The organism is Streptomyces sp. SID9727 (genome assembly GCF_010550605.1).
Taxonomy (GTDB): Bacteria; Actinomycetota; Actinomycetes; order Streptomycetales; family Streptomycetaceae; genus Streptomyces.
In genome coordinates, this window is the sequence record NZ_JAAGNI010000296.1 from 1 (window position 1) to 18,505 (window position 18,505).

16 protein-coding genes and 1 pseudogene are annotated in these 18,505 nt (G+C 74.3%); 11 read left to right on the plus strand and 6 right to left on the minus strand.

Annotated features, from left to right (window positions below; translation table 11 throughout):
- The 3 genes and pseudogenes from G3I41_RS19455 to mug form a co-directional block, all read left to right on the plus strand.
- Positions 1-247 (plus strand): annotated as a pseudogene (locus tag G3I41_RS19455) (SGNH/GDSL hydrolase family protein); the annotation flags it as partial.
- A gap of 59 nt (positions 248-306) precedes the next feature.
- Complete coding sequence (gene purB / locus G3I41_RS19460) at positions 307-1,749, plus strand: adenylosuccinate lyase (protein ID WP_343242177.1); 1,443 nt, start codon at positions 307-309, stop codon at positions 1,747-1,749.
- A gap of 28 nt (positions 1,750-1,777) precedes the next feature.
- Positions 1,778-2,386 carry a G/U mismatch-specific DNA glycosylase gene (gene mug, locus G3I41_RS19465; RefSeq protein WP_239081721.1) on the plus strand — a complete coding sequence of 203 codons (609 nt, stop codon included), beginning with the start codon at positions 1,778-1,780 and terminating at the stop codon, positions 2,384-2,386.
- On the opposite strand, the gene G3I41_RS19470 is transcribed toward mug, so the two are convergent.
- The gene (locus G3I41_RS19470) at positions 2,320-2,754 is read right to left on the minus strand and encodes a hypothetical protein (RefSeq protein ID WP_164401540.1); all 435 of its coding nucleotides are present in this window, start codon (positions 2,752-2,754) and stop codon (positions 2,320-2,322) included. The two genes, mug and G3I41_RS19470, sit on opposite strands and share 67 nt — an antisense overlap.
- Before the next feature lie 281 nt (positions 2,755-3,035).
- Between G3I41_RS19470 and G3I41_RS19475 the strand changes: the two genes are divergently transcribed.
- The gene (locus G3I41_RS19475; RefSeq protein ID WP_164401542.1) at positions 3,036-4,193 is read left to right on the plus strand and encodes an ROK family protein; all 1,158 of its coding nucleotides are present in this window, start codon (positions 3,036-3,038) and stop codon (positions 4,191-4,193) included.
- A 36-nt stretch (positions 4,194-4,229) separates the two neighbouring features.
- On the opposite strand, the gene G3I41_RS19480 is transcribed toward G3I41_RS19475, so the two are convergent.
- Positions 4,230-5,000, minus strand: a complete 771-nt coding sequence (locus tag G3I41_RS19480; protein WP_164401544.1) for a GntR family transcriptional regulator — start codon at positions 4,998-5,000, stop codon at positions 4,230-4,232.
- Positions 5,001-5,152: 152 nt separating this feature from the next.
- Complete coding sequence (locus G3I41_RS19485; protein ID WP_164401546.1) at positions 5,153-6,124, minus strand: DMT family transporter; 972 nt, start codon at positions 6,122-6,124, stop codon at positions 5,153-5,155.
- Positions 6,125-6,171: 47 nt separating this feature from the next.
- On the opposite strand from G3I41_RS19485, the gene G3I41_RS19490 reads away from it, so the two are divergent.
- From G3I41_RS19490 to G3I41_RS19505, 4 genes are all read left to right on the plus strand, one after another.
- Positions 6,172-7,620, plus strand: coding sequence for a PLP-dependent aminotransferase family protein (locus G3I41_RS19490; RefSeq protein ID WP_203601331.1), 1,449 nt, complete (start codon positions 6,172-6,174; stop codon positions 7,618-7,620).
- Between the two features lie 55 nt (positions 7,621-7,675).
- Complete coding sequence (locus tag G3I41_RS19495) at positions 7,676-9,049, plus strand: SWIM zinc finger family protein (RefSeq protein WP_164401547.1); 1,374 nt, start codon at positions 7,676-7,678, stop codon at positions 9,047-9,049.
- Positions 9,046-11,697, plus strand: coding sequence for a DUF6493 family protein (locus G3I41_RS19500; RefSeq protein ID WP_164401549.1), 2,652 nt, complete (start codon positions 9,046-9,048; stop codon positions 11,695-11,697). Before G3I41_RS19495 ends, G3I41_RS19500 begins: the two co-directional genes overlap by 4 nt.
- A gap of 149 nt (positions 11,698-11,846) precedes the next feature.
- The gene (locus G3I41_RS19505; protein WP_203601332.1) at positions 11,847-13,247 is read left to right on the plus strand and encodes a GNAT family N-acetyltransferase; all 1,401 of its coding nucleotides are present in this window, start codon (positions 11,847-11,849) and stop codon (positions 13,245-13,247) included.
- Here G3I41_RS19505 and G3I41_RS19510 read toward each other — a convergent pair.
- Complete coding sequence (locus G3I41_RS19510) at positions 13,174-14,433, minus strand: PLP-dependent transferase (protein WP_164401550.1); 1,260 nt, start codon at positions 14,431-14,433, stop codon at positions 13,174-13,176. The genes G3I41_RS19505 and G3I41_RS19510 overlap by 74 nt on opposite strands.
- Positions 14,434-14,492: 59 nt before the next feature.
- On the opposite strand from G3I41_RS19510, the gene G3I41_RS19515 reads away from it, so the two are divergent.
- Both G3I41_RS19515 and G3I41_RS19520 read left to right on the plus strand, forming a co-directional pair.
- Positions 14,493-15,011, plus strand: a complete 519-nt coding sequence (locus G3I41_RS19515; protein ID WP_164401552.1) for an Lrp/AsnC family transcriptional regulator — start codon at positions 14,493-14,495, stop codon at positions 15,009-15,011.
- A gap of 38 nt (positions 15,012-15,049) precedes the next feature.
- A complete protein-coding gene (locus G3I41_RS19520; protein WP_164401554.1) occupies positions 15,050-16,735 on the plus strand; it encodes a DUF885 domain-containing protein in 1,686 nt (561 codons plus the stop codon).
- A gap of 40 nt (positions 16,736-16,775) precedes the next feature.
- On the opposite strand, the gene G3I41_RS19525 is transcribed toward G3I41_RS19520, so the two are convergent.
- Positions 16,776-17,264 (minus strand): rhodanese-like domain-containing protein, encoded by a 489-nt coding sequence (locus G3I41_RS19525; protein WP_164401556.1) that lies wholly within the window; start codon positions 17,262-17,264, stop codon positions 16,776-16,778.
- Between the two features lie 93 nt (positions 17,265-17,357).
- Here G3I41_RS19525 and G3I41_RS19530 point away from each other — a divergent pair, with 93 nt between their 5' ends.
- Complete coding sequence (locus G3I41_RS19530; protein WP_018105190.1) at positions 17,358-17,804, plus strand: Lrp/AsnC family transcriptional regulator; 447 nt, start codon at positions 17,358-17,360, stop codon at positions 17,802-17,804.
- On the opposite strand, the gene G3I41_RS19535 is transcribed toward G3I41_RS19530, so the two are convergent.
- On the minus strand, positions 17,794-18,505 hold a 712-nt coding region (locus G3I41_RS19535; protein ID WP_275408430.1), incomplete at its 5' end, for an SbcC/MukB-like Walker B domain-containing protein. The two genes, G3I41_RS19530 and G3I41_RS19535, sit on opposite strands and share 11 nt — an antisense overlap.

Here is an 18,505-nt window from a genome sequence, read left to right on the forward strand (position 1 = left end):
CCCGGCGCGCTGGGCCGCCCGGCGGGTGGAGGACGTGCGCTTCGCCCGGCAGCACCTGCTGCCCTGGATCGGGCGGCGGCTCACGGGGCGCTCGTCGGGCGACGGACGGGCCGGGGCGCAGTTCGACGCCGCGCTGGGGCGGGCCTTCTGGGTGACCCCGGAGGAGAAGGGCTGGGCGGCTCCGGTGGCGACGTGGCGGCAGGTGGAGTCCGGTGAGCGGGAGGGGCGCGACGCGTCCGGTTCGTAGTAACGCACAAACCGGACCTCGGCGCTGAGCTGCACAAACCGCCAGTAGAATCCGTACACGTGACTGCTGTGTCTGCGAAGCCTCGCATCCCCAATGTCCTGGCCGGCCGCTACGCCTCCACGGAGCTGGCCGTCCTCTGGTCCCCCGAGCAGAAGGTGAAGCTGGAACGCCGGCTGTGGCTGGCGGTGCTGCGCGCCCAGAAGGACCTCGGGATCGAGGTGCCCGACGCCGCCCTCGCCGATTACGAGCGTGTCCTCGACCAGGTCGACCTGGCCTCCATCGCCGAGCGCGAGAAGGTCACCCGGCACGACGTGAAGGCCCGGATCGAGGAGTTCAACGCCCTCGCCGGCCACGAGCACGTCCACAAGGGCATGACCTCGCGCGACCTCACCGAGAACGTCGAGCAGCTGCAGATCCGGCTCTCCCTGGAGCTGATGCGCGACCGCACCGTGGCCGTCCTGGCCCGCCTGGGCAAGCTGGCGGCCGAGTACCGCGAGCTGGTCGTCGCCGGGCGCTCCCACAACGTGGCCGCGCAGGCCACCACCCTCGGCAAGCGCTTCGCGACCGCGGCCGACGAGCTGCTGGTGGCGTACGGCCGCCTCGAAGACCTGCTCGGCCGCTACCCGCTGCGCGGCATCAAGGGCCCGGTGGGCACCGCGCAGGACATGCTGGACCTGCTGGGCGGCGACACCGGGAAGCTCGCCGAGCTGGAGGAGCGCATCGCCGGGCACCTCGGCTTCGCGCACGCCTTCACCTCGGTCGGCCAGGTCTACCCCCGGTCGCTCGACTACGACGTGGTGACCGCGCTGGTCCAGCTGGCCGCGGCGCCCTCGTCGGTGGCGAAGACCATCCGGCTGATGGCCGGCCACGAGCTGGTCACCGAGGGCTTCAAGCCGGGCCAGGTCGGCTCGTCCGCGATGCCGCACAAGATGAACACCCGCTCCTGCGAGCGCGTCAACGGCCTGATGGTTATCCTGCGCGGTTACGCGTCGATGACCGGCGAACTGGCGGGCGACCAGTGGAACGAGGGCGACGTCTCCTGCTCCGTGGTCCGCCGGGTCGCCCTGCCGGACGCGTTCTTCGCGTTCGACGGGCTGGTCGAGACGTTCCTGACGGTGCTGGACGAGTTCGGCGCGTTCCCGGCCGTCGTGGCCCGCGAGCTGGACCGCTACCTGCCGTTCCTGGCCACCACCAAGGTGCTGATGGGCGCGGTGCGCGCCGGGGTCGGCCGCGAGGTCGCGCACGAGGCCATCAAGGAGAACGCCGTCGCCTCCGCCCTCGCCATGCGCGAGCAGGGCACCGAGCGCAACGAGCTGCTGGACAAGCTCGCGGCCGACGAGCGCATCCCGCTGGACCGCGCCCAGCTGGACGAGCTGATGGCCGACAAGCTCTCCTTCACCGGAGCGGCCGGCGACCAGGTCGGCGCACTCGTCGCGCGGATCGAGGGGATCACCAAGCAGCACCCCGAGGCGGCCGGCTACGCGCCCGGCTCCATCCTCTGACGGCTCGCCGGCCGGACCGTCCGCGCGGATGACACCCGAAGAGCTCCGGGCCGCCCGCGACCGCGTCGTTCCCGACGTGGTCGCGGGCGGCCTGCGCGTCCTGTTCTGCGGGATCAACCCGAGCCTGACGACGGCCGCGACGGGGCACCACTTCGCGTTTCCCGGCAACCGCTTCTGGCCGGTGCTCCACCTGTCGGGCTTCACCCCGCGCCGGCTGGCCCCCGCCGAGCAGGCCGAACTGCTGGACCACGGGCTCGGGATCACCAACGTCGTCGCCAGGGCCACGGCCCGGGCCGACGAGCTGTCCGCCGAGGAGTTCCGGGAGGGCGGGCGGATCCTGACCGCCAAGGTCGAGCGGTTGCGCCCGCTCTGGCTGGCGGTCGTGGGGATCACGGCGTACCGCCCGGCGTTCGGCGAACGCCGGGCCCGGATCGGGCCGCAGGAACGGACGGTCGGCGGGGCCCGCGTCTGGGCGCTGCCCAACCCCAGCGGCCTCAACGCGCACTGGACGACCGCCACGATGGCCGAGGAGTACGCCCGGCTGCGCGCGGCCGTGGAGGCCGGCGGCGCTCACGGCGGGTCGGTCTCCGTCACGACCACGCTCAACTCGCAGCCGGAGCCGCCCTCCTCCAGGTAGAGCGCCAGCGCTATCCAGCGCTCCTCGACGTACCAGAGGCGCAGGTACTCGCAGCCCGCGGCGGTGTCCGCCCACGGCTGGAGGATCTCCTCGCCGGCGAGCATCCGCTCCTGGGCGCTGAACAGACTGACCAACTGCGGCTCGCCCCAGCGGCTGCCGAGCAGGGTGACCAGCGCCTCATGGTCCGCGAGGCACTGGGCCCGGCGCTCCAGCCGCCCCGCCTCGTCGTCCTCCCAGACATCGTCCACGTAGAGGAACGCCGTGTGGTAACCAGGACCGCTGACTCCCGAACCCGACCGGACGCGTTCCGCGGGGAACGCCCGGGCGCGCATCCCGTCGATGAGGCGGAGGTGATGTGCGGTGGTCATGCCGTCAGTAAACCTTCCGCCACTGACAATCGGGGCTCCGCCCCCTGCTTTGAGATGGTTTCGGCCACCTCGTTCCGGTCGTCGGGCCCGCAGTTGGCACCGGCCGGACGGCAACTGGGCGGCGCCCGGCAGAAGATGGCGCCGACCGCCGCGCCCGGGCACACGGCAGCCGCACCCGGCGTGCCGAACCCCTTCCTAACGGCTTCGCATCCCTCGGTCGCCTCCCCCCTGAGCAGCGAGTACGATCCGCCTGACATGCGCACTAGCTGGGAGGACACACCGTGGGCCGGCTGACCGGCGGGGATCCCTCGCTGCTGCGGCGGATCAATTCCGCGGTGGTACTGCATGCCCTCCGGGGAGCGTCCTCGCCGACCCTCACGGACCTGACCCGGATCACGGGCCTGTCCCGCCCCACGGTCGAGGGCGTCGTGGAAGGGCTCTTCGAGGCGGGCCTGGTCGTGGAGTGTGCTCCGGAGGGGGCCGAAACCCGCCGGCAGGGCCGTCCGGCCCGCCGCTTCCGCTTCCGCGCCGAGGCCGGGCACCTGCTGGGCATCGAGATCGGCCCGCACCGCGTCTCCGCGCTGTTGTCGGGGCTGGACGGGCGGATCATCGGCGCCGGCTCCCGTGAGGTGTCGGAGACCGCCGGTGCCGACGACCGGCTCGACCGGGTACGGGCCGTGGTCGCCGACGTCCTGCGCCGCACCGGCGTGGCCCGCAGCAGCCTGCGCGCGGTGGGCGTGGGCAGCCCCGGCATCGTGGAGGCCGACGGGACCGTGCGGCTGGGCACCGCGCTGCCGGACTGGACGGGCCTGCCCCTGGGCGAACGGCTGAGGCGCTCCTTCCGCTGCCCGGTCCTCGTGGAGAACGACGCCAACGCCGCCGCCGTCGCCGAGCACTGGAAGGGCGCGGCCACCGAGTCCGACGACATCGTCTTCGTGCTGGCGGGGCTGAGCCCGGGCGCCGGTTCCCTGATCGGCGGGCGGCTGCACCGCGGGTTCGGCGGCGCGGCCGGGGAGATCGGCGCGCTGCACCTGCTGGGCCGGGACGTCACGCCGGAGCACCTGCTGTCCACGACGGACACTCCGCTGGACCCGCTGGACGAGCACGCGGTGGCCGCGGTGTTCGCCAAGGCGCGGCACGGCGACGAGCAGGCGCAGGCCGCGGTGGAGCGGTTCATCCAGCGCCTGGTGCACGACGTGGCGGCGCTGGTGCTGGCGCTCGATCCCGAGCTGGTGGTGGTCGGGGGCTGGGCCGCCGGCCTGGACGGGGTGCTGGACCCGCTGCGGAGCGAGCTGGCCCGCTACTGCCTGCGCCCGCCCCGGGTGTGCCTGTCGCTCCTCGGCGAGGCGGCGGTGGCGACGGGCGCGCTGCGGCTCGCGCTCGACCATGTGGAGGAGCAGCTGTTCGCCGTCGAGGGAACGGTGACGGCCCGCCGCTGAACGCGACGGGCCGTGGGTGCGGGTTCGCGCCCGGGTTCAGGAAGCCTGGCGCTCTTCCTGGGCGGGGTGACTGATCTCCAGGGCGCCCGAGTCGCCGAAGGTGAGCCGGCAGGTGTCGGCCCGGTACGTCGCGACCGAGACCGCCGCCGTGCCGCCCGCGGCGAGGTAGCGGGTGGTGACGACGAGGACGGGGGCGCCGGGGAGCCGGTCCAGCTCCTTGGCGTCGTCGGCGCGGGCGGAGCCCAGCTCGACGGACCGGTCCTGGCCGTCCAGGCCGAGGCGGTGCAGTTCGCGGACGACGTTGCGGGCACGGGCCGCGCCGGACGGGGCGTCTATCCCGGACAGCTCGGGCACGGAGGAGGCCGGCACGTAGAGCAGTTCGGCGGCGACCACCTGGCCATGGCTCGTGCGGATGCGGCGCACGACGTGGACGGGCTCCTCGGCGCCGGCGTTCAGCGTGGCGGCGACGGCGGCCGGGGCGGGAGCGCTCTCGCAGTCCACCGGCTGCCAGGCCGTGTCGGCCCCGCCGTCGGTCCAGTCGTTGCGGGCGGTGGAGACGGCCACGCCGACGCGGGGCGGGGCGACCGTGGTCCCGACGCCGCGGCGGCGGTGCAGCCTGCCTTCGAGTTCGAGCTGCTCCAGGGCCTGCCGGAGCGTGGCCCGGGCGACGCCGAACCGGGCGGCGAGCTCGCGCTCGTTGGGAAGGATCTCCCCCACCGCAAAGTCCGAGTCGAGTGCCTCACTGAGCACGGTCTTGAGGTGCCAGTACTTCGGCTCCTGCACCGTTTCCAGCTGCGTGGTCCCCACCCTGTCCTCCGCAATCGCCCAGCGGCTTATTCCGCGACGTTATTTATTAAAGGTTCCTGTCTTAACGTGGAGACCATAGGACGGCGCAACCCCTTGGTCAAGACCAATCCTGCGCCGGAGACCCTGTGAATCGGCGGTCCGCCGCACAGCGTTCACAGGACGTTCGCGGACCGGCGCACCGCGCGCGGCCCGGCGTCCGCCTTCGGAGCGGGGGCTCCCACCTGCGGGGCGGTCCCGCCGCGGCGCCCCAGCACTCCCGAGCCGATCGCCACCCCGAGGCCGACGAGGCAGGACCCGGCGGCCTGGGCGAGACCGTACGAACCGGTACCCACGAGCGGGGCGGTGAGCGCGGCGGAGACCGGGATGAGACCGGAGAAGAGGGTGGCGCGCTCGGCGCCGATGCGCTGCATGCCCATGTACCAGCAGACGAAGCCGATGACCGTCACGACGGCCGCCTGCCAGACCAGCGCCAGCGCCTCGGCCCCGGTCGGGACGCGGAGGAAGCCGCCGCCGTCCAGCACCAGGCCCAGGAGCGTCGACTCCGTCGCGGCGAGGGCGCACACCGTCGCGGACAGCAGCTTCGGGCCCAGCGGGCGCAGGACGGGCACCGCGATCACGGCGAAGCCCACCTCACCGGCCAGTGCGCCGACCGAGCACAGGAGGCCGCTCAGGTCGGTGCGCCCCCAGCCCTGGACCGTGAACGCCCCGGCGGCGACCAGCGCCGCCGCGTACAGCACGGGCCGGGCGGGCCTGCGCCCTTCCAGCAGGGGGACGAGGACGGCGACGAGGATCGGGGCGCAGCCGACGAAGACACCGGGAACCGCTGGTTCCGCGGAGCGTTCGGCCGCCAGGACGGCGAGGTTGAAGCCGACCATGCCGACGGCGGCGAGCAGCGCGAGCCGCGCCCACTGCCGCCCGGTGAGCAGGCGCAGCGTGGCGGCGGGGCGCGGCTCGCCGGGACGGCGGATCAAGGGCATCAGGAGGAGCGCCGCGAGGCCGTAGCGGAGTGCCTGACCGCCCGCGTAGGGGTAGTCGCCGAGGACGCTGTTCGCGGTGAAGGAGGCGCCGACGAGGACGCAGGCGAAGGCGGCGAGCGAGGCGCCGCGCAGAGAGGTCGTGTTCATGGGACCGACGCTAGGGAGCACGGTGGCTCGGTTTAAGGTCCACTTCCATGACGGCTTCGGGGACCAATTCACCCTCCGGCGGCGACGGAGAAGGACGCGAATCCACCTCCATGGCCTGGGAGTTGCTGCATCCGGCGGCGTCGGCTCCGGCGCGCGGCCGTGGGCGGGCGCTCCAGTCGGCGCTGCGCGAGGCGGTCCGCTCCGGTCGGCTGGCGCCGGGGACGCGACTGCCGTCCAGCCGTGAGCTGGCCGCCGATCTGGGGGTGTCGCGCGGTCTGGTGACCGAGGCGTACGAGCAGCTGACGGCGGAGAGCTACCTGCGCAGCGGGCGTGGTGCGGGGACGTGGGTGAGCGGGTCGGCGAGGGCGGCGGCGGGCGGAGCGCGGGACCTGGCGCCGCGCGCCCGTGGAGTGCGGGTCGACTTCCGGCCCGGGACGCCCGATCTCTCCCTGTTCCCGCGCAGCGCCTGGGCCGCCGCCCACCGCGCCGTGCTCGGCCGGCTGCCGCACGGCGCGCTCGGCTACCCGGATCCGCGCGGTCTGCCGGAGCTGCGTGTCGCCCTGGCCGCGCTGCTGACGCGGCGGCGCGGGGTGGTCGCCGATCCGGAACGGCTGCTGGTGTGTTCCGGGGTCGCGCAGGCGACGACGCTGCTCGGGTTCGTCCTGCACGGGCGCGGGGTGCGCACGGTCGGTGTGGAGGACCCGGGAAGTCCCGAGCACACGGCGCTCTTCGCCTCCGCCGGGGTGGCCACCGCCATGATCCCGCTGGACGGGCACGGCCTGGCCCTGGAGCCGCTGGAACGTTCCGGGGTGCGGGCCGTGGTGACGACGCCGGCCCACCAGTTCCCGACCGGAGTGGCGTACTCCGCCGCGCGTCGCAGCCGGCTCCTGGAGTGGGCGCGGGAGACGGACGGGCTGCTGGTCGAGGACGATTACGACGGCGACTTCCGGTACGACCGTGCCCCCGTCGGCGCCCTCCAGGGCCTCGATCCGGAACGGGTCGCGTACACCGGGTCGGTCAGCAAGTCGCTGGCCCCCGGGCTGCGTCTGGGCTGGCTGGTAGCGCCCGCCGCGATGACCGCCGAGCTCGTGGAGCGGAAGCGGATGATGGACCTCGGCAACCCGTCCCTCGAACAGGCGGTGCTCGCCGACTTCGTGACCGGTGGGGGTTACGACCGACAGCTGAGGCGCTGTCAGCGGGCGTACCGGGAGCGGCGCGACGTCCTCACCCGGGCCCTGGCCGAGCACATCCCGGGCACGGAGGTGAGCGGGGTCGCGGCGGGGCTCCACGCCATCGCGCGGCTCCCCGGGCGCTGGGGCCCCGACGAGGAGTTCGCGGAGCGCGCGGCGGGCGCGGGGGTCGCCGTGCGACTGCTGCGCGAGTACGGCACGGAGCGGCCGGCGGACGGCTGCGTGCGTCTCGTCCTCGGTTACGCGCATCTGGCGCCGGCCGACATCGTGCGCGGGGTGCGCGCGCTGGCCGACCTTGCCCAATAGCTCTGTCGACCTGCGGTGATGACCGATTGTCAGTGGTGGGTTCTACGGTTTTTCCATGACCCGAACGTCGCAGGCCCTGGCCTACTCACGTCCCTCCGTCCTGGCCTCCTCGCAGGCGGGGCAGTCGCTCGGCCTGGAGACGGCAGGCGGCTCCACACCGCATGGCGCCGAGGCGCATCCCCGGTTCTTCTCGGGGTTCCTGGCCTCGCCGCGGATAGCGGCGCGAGGGCTGCTCGCGGTCGCCGATGTCGCCGCCGCGCGCTATTACCAGCGGACCCTGCTGTCGTCCCTCGACCCGGTGGTGACGGGCAACGGCGACCGGCTGCGGTTCGAGTCGTTCTCCGGCTGCTGCGGGGTGTACGCGCGGCTCGATGTGCTGAGCGAGGGCCTGGAGGGCGTGGAGACGGGCCATGGCACCACCAATGTGGACGTGAACGATCCGCTGCGGGAGGCGCTTTCGCGGATGGGGGGTGACGAGCCGCTGCATCTGCGGGTGGGCCCGCAGGAGATGGCGGTGACCACGACGGGCGGGGCGATCGTGGAGAAGAAGGTTCCGTTGCCGGACCGGTGGCTGCGGGGCTTCGCGGAGGCGCAGGTGGCCTCCGCGGCCTTCGACCTGCGGGCGGAGCTCCCGGCGGCGGACGCCGTACGGTTCCTGAGGTCGCTGCCCTCGTCCTCGGGGTCGGCCGCGCGCGGCGCGCGGTGGGTGGTCCCGGCCGGCCGGACGCTCCGGCCCACGACCCGGCCGGTGCCCGGGGCCGTGTGCCTTCCCGGACCGCAGCGGCTGACCGCCCTGCAGCGGGTCCTGCGGTACGCGTCGGCGCTCCGCGTGTACGGACCGGTGGCCGACGGCGCGGCCGCCGCGAGCGCCTGGGAGGTCGTGCTGCCCGGGATGCGGCTCACGCTGACCCTGTCGCCCGACGCCTCGCGCGGCTTCTCCGGCGAGGGCGGGGTCCTGGAGGCGCTGGCGACGGACGACGCCGCGGCCGACGCGGAGCTGGTCTCGGTGCTGCTGGCGTGGGAACCCCGGATCGAGCCGGACCGGCTGGCGGAGCAGGCGGGCCTTCCGGTGGAGCGGGTCCGGGCCGCGCTGGTCCGGCTGGGCACGGCGGGCCGGGTGGGCTACGACCTCGCGGACGCCGCGTACTTCCACCGCGAGCTGCCGTACGACGCGGACCGGGCCGAGCGCCACAACCCCCGGCTGGTCGCGGCACGGCGGCTGGCCCGGGAGGGGGCGGTGGTCCTGGACGGCGAGGCGGCGGCGGTGCGCTCGGGCGACCGGCGCTACCAGGTCCGTGAGCGGTCGGGGGCGCTGAGCTGCACCTGCCAGTGGTGGGCGGACTACCGGGGCCGGCGCGGCCCGTGCAAGCACGCCCTGGCGGTCCGGATGGTCCGCCGTGGCGCGGCGGTCGCCGGAGGTGCCCGGTGAAGACGCTGCTGGACGCGGTCCGCGGGGGCCGCATGGACGACATCCGGCCCCTGCTGGCCCGGCTCGACCGGGGCGGACGCAAGGGGGCGCTGGAGGAGTTGAAAGCCCTGCGCAAGGAGGCCTGGGACTGGCCGTGGGGCGAGCGCACCCGGGTCCGCAAGGCGATCCTGGTGGCCGGAGCGGGCTGCCACACCGGGGCGGCGGGCTGCGCGACGTGGCTCGGGGCGAGGGACATGCGGGGCTGGGTGCACTCGGTGAACCCGTGGGTCCTGGAGGTGCTGGGCGACCGGGAGCCGGAGTGGCTCGCCGATCTCGCCCGCCGGCTGGCCGCGCGCGCCGTGGAGTCGGAGACGGAGTACCGGTTCGTCGAGGAGCTGGCCCGGCGTGCGGGCTGTCCGCTGCCCGTCTCGGACGGCATGGCCCGGGCCTGGGCGGAGCGGGTCAGCGGCTCACGGCGGCCGGAGAGGCCGTTGGTCGACGTGCTGCGGGCGGACGCCCATCTCGACGTCCTGATCCCGCACCTCCTGACGATGCCGGAGCTGCCGCCGGTCGTGGCATGGGTCGACAGCCGCTCCCCCGCCGGGTACTGGCCGGCCGCGCTGACGACCCTGGTGACGGACGGCCTGCTCGACCGCGCCGCCCTGCTGGACAGTTGCGTCGCGCGGCTGCTGCGTGGCGGGAAGCCCACCGATCTCCGCTTCTGCCTGCTGGTCGTGCGGGGGCTCGGGCCCACCTCCGACGAGGAGGCCGCGCGGACCGCCGACTGGATGGCGATGGCCGCCGACGGGCCTTCCCCGGTGGCCGGCCACGCCCAGGAGGTGCTGGCCCGGCTGGACGCGCAGGGCGCGCTGTCGGTCCGGCAGCTGGCCGAGGTGTCCGGCTCGGTGCTCTTCCGTACGGAGAAGAAGCTGGTGCGCGCCCAGTTGGTCCACCTGGGGAAGGTGCTGCGCCGGGATCCCTCGGCGGCCGGCGAGCTGCTGCCGGTGATCGCGGACGCCTTCGGACACCCGGACACCGACACGCAGGAGCGCGCGCTCAAGCTGGCCGCCCGCGCCCTGCCCGCCGCGACGCCGGAAGTGCGGGAGGAGACGGCCCGCATGGCCTCGTTGCTGGGCCCGGCGCACCGTGCGGCGGCGCGTGCCGTGTTCGGGGAGCTGCTGGAGGACGAGCCGGAGGCCGCGTACGAGGAGATCCTGCCGCCGCCCCCCGCCCCGCGTCCCGTCGGCCCGCCGCCCGGCTCGGTGGCCGAACTGACCGAGGAAGTGACAGCGGTCCTGCTCCGCCCCGACCAGGAGGACGTCACCGCGTTCGAACGGGCCCTGGACGGCCTTGTCCGGTACGCCCACAGCGGGACGGAGGAGCTGGTCGCGGCCCTGGAGCCGGCCCTCGCCGGCATGTGGTGGGCCACCGCACCCGAGGGGGAGGTCGAGTGGCGGCTGTCCCGCGGCCACGACGGCCTGCACATCGTCGCGGCATCCCTGCTCGGCCGGGTCTCGCGGAAAGCGGTGCACGACGCGCAGGCCCTCCGGACCGGGACGGACTCGTGCTGCCACGACGCGCTCAACGGCGTCCTGCACGCCCGCCTCTGGGAAGCGGCCGCCGGGGTGCGGTCGGGCAGGCTGCCGTATCTGCTGGCCACCCCCACCTGGCACACGGGGACCATCGACGCCGTGGAACTGGTCGAGCGGCTGCGCGGCTACCAGGCGCTGGGCGTCCACGCCGGGCCGGTGGACTTCGCCCAGGCGCTCCTCCGCGTCCGGCGCACGGGCGCGGAGGAGGCCGCACGTCAGGCGTCCGCCCTGGGGACCGAGCAGGGCGACCGGCTGGCGGCCTGGCTCCGGGCGGACGAACCGGTGGCCGCCGTGGTGGCCCGTCCGGTGGAGACGGACGTCACCGTCGCCCACGACTGGGTGCGGCAGACGGTGGTCACGGCGCGGCGCATGCTGCTCGCCACCAGGGAGAACCGGCTCGTCCGGGAGACGTTCCCCCGCGCCTTCCACTGGCTCGGGAGCGCGCACTCGCCGCGCAACCAGGACTGCTACTGCTGGATGGCGGAGTCCCCGCGGTGGACCGCCGCCCTCCCCGAGGACGGGGAGACGCTGGCGGCCTGGCTGCTGCCCTCCGTCGCGGCGTGCGTGGAGGAGCAGCGGGGCGGCACCTGGCTGCTGCCCGCGCTCGCCGAGACCGGTGGGCCGGCCGCCGGTGCGATCCATCTCGCCCTGGCCTACGGGCTGGGCGCCCGGCACGCGGAGGACCGGCTCGCGGCGGTGGACGCCCTGCTGGTGCTGGCCGCGCGGGGCCGGCTCGACGCGGGACTGCTCGGGGGCGAGTTGGCGGCACTGGTCGAAAGGGAGTCGGTCAAGCCGAACCGGCTGGCCGACGCGGCCCGGACGGCGGCGGGCACGGGGGCGTACGGGACGGTCCTGTCCGTCCTGGTGCCGGTACTGCCGACGTTGCTGGCCCGGGAACGGGCGCCCCGGGGGCTGGGCGATCTGCTCGCCGTGGCGGCGGAGTGCGCGGAGCTCAGCGGGCCGCCGAAGACCGGGCCGGTGCCGGGGCTCGCGGAGACGGCCGCGCGGGGCGGAACGACCCAGCTGGTGCGGCAGGCGATACGCCTGGAGGCCGCCTGCCGGGCGGGAACCGGCTGAGCCCCGCGCGGCGCGTCGGCTCTCCGGGCCGCCCTTCGCAACACGCGGCCAACGCCTTCGAAACCGATGGCAGGGAGCCCGGCCGCCCTTTAACCCATCGGTCACAAGGCGTTCGTGATCAGGCAACACGGTGCGGTCACAGTGGGTTCATGACTGATGTGACATCCGCGCAGAGTGCCCGCCGCCCCCACCACTGGCGGCGGGACGTGATCGAACTCGCCGCGCTCTTCACGGCGGTGGCGGTCGCCGACGCGATCGCCAACCTGATCGGGCACCAGCCGGACGGCCCCTACCTGCTCGTGGCCTCGGCCGTGGCGCTGACCGCGACGGCCGCGTTCCACACCTGGTGGGCCCGGCGCCACAGCCACGCCCCGCCCCCGCCCGACGCGCCGGGCACGGCGGCGGACGTGGCCCCGGCAGCCGACGCCCCCTCGCCCGCCGCCCCCGGAGAGACCGTGCTGTGGCGGATGCGCACCACGGTTCGGGACGTTCCGGGCAGTCTGGCCGCGCTGTGCACGGTGCTGGCCCGGCACGGCATCGACATCCTCACGCTCCAGACGCACCCGCTGGCGCGGGGCACCGTGGACGAGTTCCTGCTGCGGGTGCCCGCGTCCCTGCCGGCCCGGGAGCTGTCCCGCGCGGTCGCCGACGCCGGGGGCAGCTCCACCTGGACGGAGCGGGCCGACGCCCACGACCTGGTGGACGCCCCGACGCGAGTGCTCGGCCTCGCCACCCGCACCGCCCTGGACGCCGCCGAACTCCCCTTGGCGCTGCGCCAGCTCCTCGGCCGGTGCACGATCCACTCGCTGCCCGCCGTATCGGTCACCGGGCGCGCCACCGGCGAGACCGCCCCGGTCGAAGGGGTGCTGGAGGAGACGGTGATGCGGCTGCGCGATCCGTCGGGCGGTGCCATCACCGTGGAGCGGCCCTATCTGCCGTTCACCCCCACGGAGTTCGCCCGGGCCCGGGCTCTGGTGGAGCTCGACGCCCGGCTCGGCCCCCGGGTCCCGCGCGGCGAGCAGGTGCTCAGGCTGCCCGAGGGCGACGAGATCACCGTGCGCCGGGCGGACCGGGCCGACCTCGACGCGGCCGTGGAGATGCACGGGCGGTGCTCCGAGCAGACCCTGCGGCTGCGTTACCACGGCCCGGTCCGGGACGCCGACCGCTATCTGGACCACCTGCTGAGCCCGCGCTTCGGCCGCACCCTGGCGGTGCAGACGGCCTCCGGGCGGCTGGTCGCCCTCGGCCACCTGCTGTGGGACGGTGACGAGACCGAGGTGGCGCTCCTGGTGGAGGACGAGTGGCAGCGGCGGGGCATCGGCTCCGAGCTGCTCGCCCGCCTCGTGGCGCTGGCCGTCGAAGCGGGCTGCGAGAACGTCTACGCCGTCACCCAGGCGTCGAACACCGGCATGGTCGCCGCCATGCGCGCGCTCTCGCTGCCGCTCGACTACCAGATCGAGGAGGGCACCCTCGTGATCACCGCACGCCTTGCGGCGCCCGAGGCACGTTCCCTGCCGCAGTCGCCGCCGTACGAGCAGGCCGAGCGCTGACCCGAGTGCCGGCCCCGCCGCGTACGGAATCGCCGCCGCCCAGCGCCTGGCACAGGTCGGCCCACAGGTCCTCGACGTCCTCCAGGCCCACCGACATCCGCAGCAGCCGGTCGCCGACGCCGGAGGAGTGCCGGTCCGTCTCGTCCACGATGCGGTGGCTGATGGAGGCCGGGTGCTGGATGAGGGTGTCGACGCTGCCGAGGCTGACGGCGGGGGTGATCAGCCGTACCCCCGCGATCACCTGGTGCGGGTCCCCGTACACCTCGAACGAGACCATGGCGCCGCCGATCTCCGGGTAGTGCACCCGGGCCACCCGGGGGTCGGCGGAGAGCCGGCGGGCGAGCTCGGCGGCGCTCGCGGAGGCGGCCCGGACCCGGACCGGCAGGGTGGACAGGCCGCGCAGCAGCAGATAGCCGGCCATCGGGTGCAGGACCCCGCCGGTGGCGAAGCGCACCCGGCGCAGCACGCCGGCGAACTCCTCGTCGCACGCGACGACTCCGCCCATCACGTCGCCGTGCCCGCCCAGGTACTTCGTCGCACTGTGCAGCACGATCCGGGCACCGAGCTCGACGGGGCGCTGGAGGACGGGCGTCGCGAAGGTGTTGTCGACCAGCAACGGCACCGAACCGCAGGAGTGGGCGACGGCCCGGATGTCCACCTCGGCCAGCGTCGGGTTGGCCGGGGTCTCCACGATCACCAGCCCCGTGTCGGGCCGGATCGCCTCGGCGATGCCCGCCGGGTCCGTCCAGGTCACCTCGGTGCCCAGCAGCCCGGCGCCGAGCAGGTGGTCGCTGCACCCGTACAGCGGCCGCACGGCCACCACGTGACGCAGTCCCACGCTCGCGCGGGCCAGCAGGACGGCGGTCAGCGCGGCCATGCCGCTGGCGAACGCCACCGCGCTCGCGGTCCCTTCGAGCCGGGCCAGCGCCGTCTCGAAGCGGCCGGTCGTGGGGTTGTCGAGCCGTGCGTAGACCGGCGGCCCGTCCGGGCGGCCCCCGGTGGTCGCGAAGGCGTCGATCCGCTCGGCCTCCGCGCGGGAGTCGTACGAGGGGTAGGTGGTCGACAGGTCGATCGGTGCGGCGTGCAGGCCGAGGGCCGCGAGGTCGTCGCGTCCGGCGTGCACGGCTTCGGTGGCGAGCGCCCGGGACGGGGTGGCCGGGGGCGGCAGCACGGATTCGTTGTCCATGCGCGCACTCTGAACGCTCACCGGAAGATACAGCCCAAGGCCCGTGCTACGTTCGCCGAATGACTGATTCCGTCGCTCTCGACACGGTGGATCTGCACATTCTGCGGCTGTTGCAGAACGACGCCCGGACCACGTACCGGGAGCTGGCGGCCGAGGTCGGCGTGGCTCCCTCGACCTGTCTGGACCGGGTGGCGCGGCTGCGGCGCACCGGTGTCATCCTCGGGCACCAGCTGCGGCTGGATCCGGCCAGACTGGGCCGGGGTCTGGAGGCGTTGCTCTCCGTACAGGTGCGGCCGCACCGCCGGGAGCTGATCGGGCCGTTCGTGGAGCGGATCAGGTCGCTGCCGGAGTCCCGGGCCCTGTTCCATCTGACCGGCCCCGACGACTACCTGGTGCATGTGGCGGTGGCGGACACGGCGGATCTGCAGCGGCTCGTGCTGGACGAGTTCACCTCACGGCGCGAAGTGGCCCGGGTGGAGACGCGGTTGATCTTCCAGCAGTGGGAGTGCGGCCCGCTGCTCCCGCCGGTGCCGGGGATGGCCGGACCGGTCCCCGGTCAGGTCCGTCCTGCCGATTGATGGTGACGCGGGGGCCCTCCCCGTACGAGGATGTCCACATGTCAGACTCTTCCAGCAGCGCACTGCCGCGCCAGATCGCCGACGCCTACGTCGACGCCTTCATCGAACTCGACCCGATCTCCGGCACCTACCTCGGTGTCGCGGCAAGCTCGCGCCGCCTTCCCGACTTCTCCCCCGCCGGCCAGGAACAGCTGGCCGCTCTGGCCCGCGACACGCTCGCCCGGCTGGACCGCGCGGAGCAGCTGCCCGGAGCCGCCGAGGACGCCGAGCGCCGCTGCGGCCGGCTGCTGCGGGAGCGGCTGACGGCCGAACTCGCCGTGCACGAGGCGGACGAGGCGCTGCGGGCCGTCTCCAACCTGCACTCCCCGGCGCACTCGATCCGCGAGGTGTTCACGGTGACGCCGACCGAGACGGACGAGGACTGGGCCGCCGTCGTGGAGCGGTTGCGGGCCGTCCCGGCGGCGCTCGGCGGCTACCAGGAGTCCCTGGCGCTCGGCCTGGAGCGCAAGCTGTACGGCGGTCCGCGCGCCACCGCCACGTTCGTCGGGCAGCTCGACGAGTGGGTCGGGGACGGCACGAACGGCTTCTTCCAGGACTTCGCGGCCGGTGGCCCGGACAGCATGCGCGCGGACCTGGACGCGGCCGCCGCGCAGGCCACCGGCGCCCTGGACGAGCTGCGGAACTGGATGCGCGAGGTGTACGCCCCCGAGATCGAGGGCGAGCCCGACACCGTGGGCCGGGAGCGGTACGCCCGCTGGTCGCGCTACTTCAACGGCACCGACCTGGACCTGGACGAGGCGTACGCGTACGGCTGGTCCGAATACCACCGGCTGCTCGCCGAGATGAGGACCGAGGCCGAGAAGGTGCTGCCGGGCGCCGGCCCCTGGGAGGCGCTGGCCCATCTCGACGTGCACGGCAAGCACATCGAGGGCGTGGACGAGGTCCAGGCGTGGCTCCAGGGCCTGATGGACGAGGCGATCGACGCGCTGGACGGGACGCACTTCGAGCTGGCCGAGCGGGTCCGCCGGGTGGAGTCGCGGATCGCCCCGCCCGGCGGCGCCGCCGCCCCGTACTACACGGGCCCCTCCGAGGACTTCTCGCGGCCCGGCCGCACCTGGCTGCCGACCATGGGCGAGACCCGCTTCCCGGTGTACGACCTGGTGTCCACCTGGTACCACGAGGGCGTTCCCGGCCACCACCTCCAGCTGGCCCAGTGGGCGCACGTGGCGGAGAGCCTGTCGCGCTACCAGGCGTCGATCGGCATCGTCAGCGCCAACGCGGAGGGCTGGGCGCTGTACGCGGAGCGGCTGATGGACGAGCTGGGCTTCCTGCCCGACGCGGAGCGGCGGCTCGGCTACCTGGACGCGCAGATGATGCGCGCCTGCCGGGTGATCGTGGACATCGGCATGCACGTGGGTCTGGAGATCCCGGCCGACTCGCCGTTCCACCCGGGTGAGCGGTGGACGCCGGAGCTGGCGCAGGAGTTCTTCGGCAACCACAGCGGCCGCCCCGCCGACTTCGTGGAGAGCGAGCTGACCCGCTACCTCTCGATGCCGGGCCAGGCCATCGGCTACAAGCTGGGCGAGCGCGCCTGGCTGCTGGGCCGGGAGAACGCCCGGGCGGCGCACGGGGACGCCTTCGACCTCAAGGCGTGGCACATGGCGGCCCTGTCCCAGGGCCCGCTGGGCCTGGACGACCTGGTGGACGAGCTGTCGAAGCTCTGACCGCGTGCGGCCGGCCCCGGGGCGCCGGGGCCGGCCGCCGTCAGCAGCCGCAGTCGTCCGTGCCGACCGGTGCGGTGAGCGGGTCGGCCGCGCGCTCGCCCTCGCCTTCCCAGGTCTCGTACGGGAATCCCTCGCGCGCCCAGTACTCGAAGCCGCCGAGCATCTCCTTCACCCGGTAGCCGAGCCGGGCCAGGGCGAGGGCGGCGCGGGTGGCGCCGTTGCAGCCAGGGCCCCAGCAGTACGTGACCACCGGGACGGCCGGGTCGAGGAGCCGGGGCGCCTGCCCGGCGATCAGCGCCGTCGGCAGGTGCACGGCGCCCGGGATGTGTCCCTGGTCCCAGGACTCGGTGGAGCGCGAGTCGAGCAGGACGAAGCCGGGGTCACCTCCGGCGGCCAGGGCCGCCGCGACGTCCGAGACGTCGGCGTGGAAGGCCAGTGAGGCTCCGAAGTAGGCGACGGCGTCGGCCGGTTCGGCGGGCGGGACGCTCAGGACGGGGTGGGCGGCGAGGGTGCCGGGCTGGGGAGTCATGAGGGAAAATCTATGATCGGTGGCCCCGGCCTGGAAGGCGGGATCCCCGGCAGTGCCCTTGATCCGCCGGGGATTCCACGGTTCCCTGTCTCTATGAGCGACTATTCCCCGGATGCCACCGACTGGCGCATTCTCGATGTGCTGCAACGCGAGGGCCGCGCCTCGTTCGCGGAGCTGGCGCGGGCGGTGGCCATGTCCCCGAGCGCCGTGACCGAGCGGGTCCGCCGTCTTGAGGAGGCCGGGGTCATCAGCGGTTACGCGGCCGTGGTCGATCCGGAACGGCTCGGGCTGCCGATCCTCGCCTTCGTACGGCTGCGGTATCCGAACGGCAACTACAAGCCGTTCCACGATCTGTTGGAGACCACGCCGGAGATCGTGGAGGCCCATCACGTCACCGGCGACGACTGCTTCGTGCTCAAGGTGACGGCTCGCTCGATGAGCCATCTGGAGACCGTCTCCGGGAAGATCGGCGCGCTCGGCTCCGTCACCACGAGCGTCGTCTACTCCTCGCCGCTGCCCGGACGGCCGATCAGCCGCTGAGTCCGTCCGCCGCCGCCCGCAGCCGCACGGCCGACCCGTGCCGCTCCTTCGCCACCTCCAGCTGCGCGGGAATGCGGCGGCGCAGATCCGCGACATGGCTGACGATGCCGACACTGCGGTCCCGTTCGCGCAGCGAGTCGAGCACGTCCAGCACTTCGTCCAGCGTCTGGTCGTCGAGACTGCCGAACCCCTCGTCGATGAAGAGGGTGTCGAGCCGTACGCCTCCGGCCTCGTCGGTCACCACGTCGGCGAGGCCGAGCGCCAGGGCGAGCGACGCGAAGAACGTCTCGCCGCCGGAGAGCGTGGCGGTGTCGCGCTCCCGGCCGGTCCAGGCGTCGATGACGTGCAGGCCCAGCCCCGCCCTGCGGCCGCCGGTGCGGGCGTCGGAGTGGACGAGCTGGTAGCGGCCCGAGGACATCCGCAGCAACCGGGCGGTGGCCGCCGCCGCGACCTGTTCGAGCCGGGCCGCGAGCACGTACGACTCCAGCCGCATCTTGCGCGCGTTGTCCGCCGAGGTGCCGGCGGTGAGCCCGGCGAGCCCGGCAACGCGTTCGTACTCCTCGCGCACGGGGCCCAGCGCGCGCACCTCGTCCGCCACACGGCGGGAGAGCCTGGCGAGTTCCGTCCGGCGTTCCCGCGCCGCGTCCAGGCCGGCCGCGGCCTCGCGCAGCGCGCGCTCGGCCCGGTCGAAGCGCTCGCGG

What these genes read in the sequence shown, in the direction of transcription:
- mug (WP_239081721.1), top strand. Translation starts at nt 1,778, where the DNA reads ATGACACCCGAAGAGCTCCGGGCCGCCCGCGACCGCGTCGTTCCCGAC.
- G3I41_RS19470 (WP_164401540.1), bottom strand. Translation starts at nt 2,754, where the DNA reads ATGACCACCGCACATCACCTCCGCCTCATCGACGGGATGCGCGCCCGG.
- G3I41_RS19485 (WP_164401546.1), bottom strand. Translation starts at nt 6,124, where the DNA reads ATGAACACGACCTCTCTGCGCGGCGCCTCGCTCGCCGCCTTCGCCTGC.
- G3I41_RS19490 (WP_203601331.1), top strand. Translation starts at nt 6,172, where the DNA reads ATGACGGCTTCGGGGACCAATTCACCCTCCGGCGGCGACGGAGAAGGA.
- G3I41_RS19495 (WP_164401547.1), top strand. Translation starts at nt 7,676, where the DNA reads ATGACCCGAACGTCGCAGGCCCTGGCCTACTCACGTCCCTCCGTCCTG.
- G3I41_RS19505 (WP_203601332.1), top strand. Translation starts at nt 11,847, where the DNA reads ATGACTGATGTGACATCCGCGCAGAGTGCCCGCCGCCCCCACCACTGG.
- G3I41_RS19510 (WP_164401550.1), bottom strand. Translation starts at nt 14,433, where the DNA reads ATGGACAACGAATCCGTGCTGCCGCCCCCGGCCACCCCGTCCCGGGCG.
- G3I41_RS19515 (WP_164401552.1), top strand. Translation starts at nt 14,493, where the DNA reads ATGACTGATTCCGTCGCTCTCGACACGGTGGATCTGCACATTCTGCGG.
- G3I41_RS19520 (WP_164401554.1), top strand. Translation starts at nt 15,050, where the DNA reads ATGTCAGACTCTTCCAGCAGCGCACTGCCGCGCCAGATCGCCGACGCC.
- G3I41_RS19525 (WP_164401556.1), bottom strand. Translation starts at nt 17,264, where the DNA reads ATGACTCCCCAGCCCGGCACCCTCGCCGCCCACCCCGTCCTGAGCGTC.
- G3I41_RS19530 (WP_018105190.1), top strand. Translation starts at nt 17,358, where the DNA reads ATGAGCGACTATTCCCCGGATGCCACCGACTGGCGCATTCTCGATGTG.